This is a genomic window from Acidobacteriota bacterium (genome assembly GCA_029861955.1).
In the GTDB taxonomy this organism is placed as follows: domain Bacteria; phylum Acidobacteriota; class Polarisedimenticolia; order Polarisedimenticolales; family Polarisedimenticolaceae; genus JAOTYK01.
Genome location: JAOTYK010000079.1, coordinates 1 through 5,181 on the forward strand (window position 1 = coordinate 1; position 5,181 = coordinate 5,181).

Below are 5,181 nucleotides of genomic sequence, written 5' to 3' on the forward strand. Positions count from 1 at the left end.
AATGGAAGGGCCGTCGCTCAACGGATAAAAGGTACGCCGGGGATAACAGGCTTATCTTGCCCAAGAGTTCACATCGACGGCAAGGTTTGGCACCTCGATGTCGGCTCATCGCATCCTGGGGCTGAAGCAGGTCCCAAGGGTTCGGCTGTTCGCCGATTAATAGCGGTACGTGAGCTGGGTTCAGAACGTCGTGAGACAGTTCGGTCCCTATCTACTGTGGGCGCAGGATACTTGACGGAATGGTTTCCTAGTACGAGAGGACCGGAAACCACGGGCCTCCAGTGTACCAGTTGTTCCGCCAGGAGCATCGCTGGGTAGCTGTGCCCGGAAAGGATAAGCGCTGAATGCATCTAAGCGCGAAGCCCTCCCAAAGATGAGGTATCCCTCCACTTTTGTGGCTGTAGACCCCTTGAAGACTACAAGGTTGATAGGCTGGACGTGTAAGTGCAGCAATGCATTGAGCTTACCAGTACTAATCGGTCGTGAGGCTTGACCATAAGTTACATGTGACTCATGGAGAGCTGCAGCTCGATCGTCTTCTCTGATAATTCGGTTTTCATGTTCCTGGTGACCATAGCGAGAGGGCCACACCCGTTCCCATTCCGAACACGGAAGTTAAGCCTCTCAGCGCCGATGGTACTGCGTGGGCGACTGCGTGGGAGAGTAGGGCGTCGCCGGGATTTCATGTTTGATAAGGGCCCACCCGTCGCAAGATGGTTGGGCCTTTTCTTTATCCCTTGCGGGGGTGTCAGACCGACCGCAAACGCCTGAAACTGCTGAATATCAGCCGCGTTCATGGCGATTTCGTCTTGACCGGTCTGAAGCCGTCGCAGTATAAAGACTGCGCTGGCCAGACGTCAGGCGGCACGGAGTGACATAGTGAAAGTCAGGCACCAACTTGGCCGGGTCGCGGTTTGCATCGTCGTCCTCTTTTCGATGATCGGCATCGCCGCCGCGGAAGACGTAGAGAAGAAATGGCGACTGGGCGTAGCCCTGGGCGGCATGAATGGACTCGACACCATCGATAGCGATGCAGGCAATGTCTTCAGCATCCTTGACGACCGACTGGAACGGGTCAACATCTTCGTTGATCCCCGTAACGATTCCGCGGTCTTCAACGATCTGGATCTAAGCCCGTCGGGTGTGTCGACTCTCTACGCACAGTACGCAGCGACCAAGATCTTCATGGTCGAGGCCTCCATCGGTTATCAAAAGACGAACCTCGGAACCGTCGAGTTGCAGGCCCAATTCAACGACGTCGAAATTCCGTTACAAGAGCCTTTCAACTTCGCGATCTTTCAGATCGATGCCGGTGACGTCGAACGGATTCCGATCCAGTTGACCGCCATGGCTCGTTTTCGCCCCCGTGCCTCGTTCAATCCTTACGTCGGAATCGGCATGGGCTACAGCCTGATCGGTTATGACCCCAGTGCGGAGTTCAACGAACTCTCCCGCAACATGGACGCCTCCCGTGGTGCCCAGGCCCAGGTGACATCGGCGTTTAATACCCAGCCCCAACTCCAGTCGATCGGTGCCGTTCAGGACCTCAGCGGCGCAACCGTCGATGCTCGAGATACCTGGGAATGGCATCTCGCCGCTGGCGCCGAGCTCAGCGTAAAAAGAAGCTGGACTCTGTTCGTCGATCTCCGTGTAATCCAGTCTTCCCGTGGCATCAGCGTCAGCTTCAATGACAGCGGGGACTTCGGTATCGCCGTTCCCAATCTGACCGATAGCGAAGATTCAGTCGCTGCCAACCAGGACTACGGCCCGATGCGGGTCTCCCGAGGTGGGTTGATCGACGGCGGCAGTCTGCAGCCGGGGCCCAATGCCCCTCCCGGGACCGACTGCGTCGCGTCACCCAGCCAGTGCACGTTCCTGCCGGTTCCCGACGGAGAGTTGGATCTGGGCTTCTATTACGTGCAGGGCGGCGAGGTCAAGTACGACGCCGCGTCGATCCAGTTCGGCGTCCGCTACACCTTCTGATCCGACGGTTCTTTGCCCCCTGGTCAACCATCGGGATAGAAAACCCATTGTGATAAAATTGCCTTTCACAGGGAGAGGGAACTATGTCCGGGCACTCCAAGTGGAGCACGATCAAACACAAGAAGGCCGCGCAGGATAAGAAGCGCGGCAAGGTCTTCACTCGACTGATCAAGGAACTGACGGTTGCGGCTCGCATGGGCGGCGGGGATGTCGATGGGAACCCCAGGCTGCGAAGCGCGGTCGCGGCGGCCAAGTCCGCCAACATGCCCGGCGACAACATCAAGCGCGCCATCCAGAAGGGCACCGGCGAGTTGCCGGGAATCTCCTACGACGAGATCACCTACGAGGGTTACGGTCCCGGAGGTGTCGCCATCCTGATTGAAACGCTGACCGACAACAAGATGCGCACCACTCCGGAGATCCGACATCTCTTCGCGAAGAACGGCGGCAATATGGGCGAGCCCAACAGTGTCGCCTGGATGTTCGAGAAGAAGGGCCGGTTCGAGGTCGCGTCGGATGCCATCGAGGAAGATCGACTCATGGAACTGGTCGTGGAGGCCGGCGCCGACGATCTGCTGGCGGAAGAGGACTACTACGAAGTCATGACCTCCCCCGAAGCGTTTCCCGACGTTGAGAACGCTCTTGAGAAAGCGGGGATCCCGACCCGGGAGGCCAAGCTGGTTAGGATTCCGCAAAACGAGGTCCGTCTCGAGGGCAAGAAGGCTCGGCAGTGTCTCCAGCTTCTCGAGATGTTCGAGGACCACGACGATGCACAGAATGTCTACGCCAACCTGGACCTCGACGAAGAGACATTGAACGAGTCTCAGGGCTGATGGTGGAGGCCTCCCGGTTGATCCTGGGGGTGGATCCAGGCAGCCGGATTACGGGCTGGGGACTGATCCGTGGTCACGCCCAGAGTCCACAACTCCATGACAGCGGAACGGTTCGTCTTCCTCCCGGCCAGTCCTTCGAACAACGGCTGGCGAAGCTCCATGCCGAGATCCACGAGCTGACCGCGCGTCATCGTCCCGCCGTGGCGGCCGTCGAGGCTCCGTTCCACGGCGTCAGCGCACGATCCGCGCTCCAGCTGGCCCACGCCCGGGGCGTGATCCTGGCGGCCATTGCGTCCAACGGGGTCCCGGTCATCGAGTACGCACCGGCCACCATCAAGAAGACCGTCACGGGTCACGGACGGGCCGACAAGGATCAGGTGGCGGCAGAGGTCGTGCGGGTCTTCGGACCGGTCACGGCCTCCAGCGACCTGACCGATGCGATCGCCGTGGCGCTCTGTCACCAGATCCGTGGCCGCTTCGATCAGATCGTCGAGGCCGCGCTTCGCAAACAATCGTCGGTGAGCCGGTGAGCCGGTGATCCGATGATTGGCCGCCTGACCGGAACCGTTGCGGAGTGTACGCCCGAGACGCTGCTCCTGGATGTGCAGGGGGTCGGGTACGAATTGCGGGTGGCGCTGTCCACGTTCTACGAACTGAACGAGAAGATCGGGCAGGCGGCGACCGTCTACGTCTACACCCACGTGCGGGAAGACGCCCTGCAGCTCTACGGCTTCATGGAGACGTCGGAGCAGCGCGCGTTCGAGACGCTGATCTCGATCTCAGGGGTGGGCCCTCGTCTGGGCCTCGCGATCCTCTCCGGGATCGGAGTCGAGGAGCTATGCCTGACCGTCGATGCGCAGGACCGCGGTCGACTGCAGAAGATCCCCGGTGTCGGCCGCAAGACCGCCGAACGGGTCCTGTTGGAACTGCGGGATCGTTTGAAGATCGACCCCGCGGCAGGTGGCGGTCCCGGGAAACGTCCGGGCCAAACCCAGACGTCGCTCAGAGACGACGTGGTCTCGGCGCTGGTCAATCTGGGCTATAGCGGTGACAAGGCGGAACGGGCGGTCGATCGTGTGATCGATCAGTCGCCGGACGAGACCTCCCTGGAGAAGGTCTTGCGAAAGGCTCTGACGGCCATCATTGGATGAGCGGGCGCCCCAGATGTTTACGACCTCTAGGGGTCACCTGGCGGCCACGGGGCGTTCGATCCAGGAACCCGATCTGCATCAGGAACGGCTCGTAGATCTCCTCGATCGTTCCGGTATCTTCGCCGACCGATGCGGCGATGGTGCTGAGCCCCACCGGTCCACCGCCAAACTTGTCGACGATGGTCTCGAGGACCCGACGATCCACCTGGTCCAGACCATAGCGATCGACTTCCAGACGCTCTAGCGCCTGCAGCGCACAGGCCGCGTCGATGGTCCCGTCCCCCTCGACCTCGGCGAAATCTCGTATGCGGCGTAGGAGACGGTTGGTGATCCTGGGCGTTCCTCGCGAGCGTCCGGCGATCTCCCGCCCGGCATCCGGACTGACCTCGACCTCCAGAAGTTTCGCCGATCGGCCGGCGATCTGGGCCAGGTCGTCGACGCCGTAGTAATCCAGGTGATGCACGATGCCGAAACGATCGCGAAGGGGAGGGGAGAGCAACCCGAATCGCGTCGTCGCCCCGACGAGGGTGAAGGGGGGAAGATCGAGCCGCACGGAGCGGGCGCCGGGTCCACTGCCGATCACCAGGTCCAGCGCACGGTCCTCCATCGCCGGGTAGAGGATCTCCTCGAGCGCACGACCCAACCGATGGATCTCGTCGAGGAACAGGATCTCGCCGGGCTGCAGGCTGGTCAGGATGGCCGCCAGGTCGCCGGCCTTCTCGATGGAGGGTCCCGAGGTGATCCGGATCGGCGCACCCATCTCACCGGCGATCAGATGGGCCAGGGTGGTCTTGCCGAGGCCGGGAGGCCCATAGAGTAGAACGTGGTCCAGCGACTCCTCACGGCCCCTGGCGGCCTTCATGAAGACCGTCAGGTTGGACTTGATCCGGGGCTGCCCGACGAACTCATCGAGACGACGTGGACGAAGCGCGGCCTCGAAGCCGGTTTCGTCTCCCTGGGAGGCGGGTTCGATGACTCGTGGGGTTTCGTCCATCCGTTCATTCTGACACAGCCCGTCGGGCTACCGCAGCAACGTGGCCCGTTGATTGCGGCTTGTTGTCCGGACACCGGACACTCGATCGTCCGTCGGCGGACAGTCCGGCAGTTAGAGGGTCAGATTCCGGGGAGTTTCGGGGTCTGATGCTGGTACCGGACTCGCAGTGGGTCCGCTGCGATGCTCCGCCCATGCCAGCCGATCGATGGCAGACGATCCG

5 protein-coding genes and 2 rRNA genes are annotated in these 5,181 nt (G+C 61.4%); 6 read left to right on the forward strand and 1 reads right to left on the reverse strand.

Annotated elements, in window-relative coordinates:
• From OES25_17385 to ruvA, 6 genes are all read left to right on the forward strand, one after another.
• Positions 1-497, forward strand: a 23S ribosomal RNA gene (locus OES25_17385); the annotation flags it as partial.
• 66 nt (positions 498-563) lie between these two features.
• Positions 564-680, forward strand: a 5S ribosomal RNA gene (gene rrf / locus OES25_17390).
• A gap of 199 nt (positions 681-879) precedes the next feature.
• On the forward strand, positions 880-1,983 hold the full coding sequence (locus OES25_17395) for an outer membrane beta-barrel protein (GenBank protein MDH3629412.1): 1,104 nt from the start codon (positions 880-882) through the stop codon (positions 1,981-1,983).
• An 83-nt stretch (positions 1,984-2,066) separates the two neighbouring features.
• Complete coding sequence (locus OES25_17400; protein ID MDH3629413.1) at positions 2,067-2,816, forward strand: YebC/PmpR family DNA-binding transcriptional regulator; 750 nt, start codon at positions 2,067-2,069, stop codon at positions 2,814-2,816.
• A complete protein-coding gene (gene ruvC / locus OES25_17405) occupies positions 2,816-3,346 on the forward strand; it encodes a crossover junction endodeoxyribonuclease RuvC (protein ID MDH3629414.1) in 531 nt (176 codons plus the stop codon). The genes OES25_17400 and ruvC overlap by 1 nt, the downstream gene beginning before the upstream one ends.
• A 12-nt stretch (positions 3,347-3,358) precedes the next feature.
• Positions 3,359-3,967: a Holliday junction branch migration protein RuvA gene (gene ruvA / locus OES25_17410; protein ID MDH3629415.1), complete on the forward strand. Its 609-nt coding sequence runs from the start codon at positions 3,359-3,361 to the stop codon at positions 3,965-3,967.
• On the opposite strand, the gene ruvB is transcribed toward ruvA, so the two are convergent.
• Entirely contained in the window at positions 3,957-4,961 is a 1,005-nt protein-coding gene (ruvB, locus tag OES25_17415; GenBank protein MDH3629416.1) for a Holliday junction branch migration DNA helicase RuvB, read from the reverse strand. The two genes, ruvA and ruvB, sit on opposite strands and share 11 nt — an antisense overlap.
• Positions 4,962-5,181 lie beyond the last annotated feature (220 nt).

What these genes read in the sequence shown, in the direction of transcription:
- OES25_17400 (MDH3629413.1), top strand. Translation starts at nt 2,067, where the DNA reads ATGTCCGGGCACTCCAAGTGGAGCACGATCAAACACAAGAAGGCCGCG.
- ruvC (MDH3629414.1), top strand. Translation starts at nt 2,816, where the DNA reads ATGGTGGAGGCCTCCCGGTTGATCCTGGGGGTGGATCCAGGCAGCCGG.
- ruvA (MDH3629415.1), top strand. Translation starts at nt 3,359, where the DNA reads ATGATTGGCCGCCTGACCGGAACCGTTGCGGAGTGTACGCCCGAGACG.
- ruvB (MDH3629416.1), bottom strand. Translation starts at nt 4,961, where the DNA reads ATGGACGAAACCCCACGAGTCATCGAACCCGCCTCCCAGGGAGACGAA.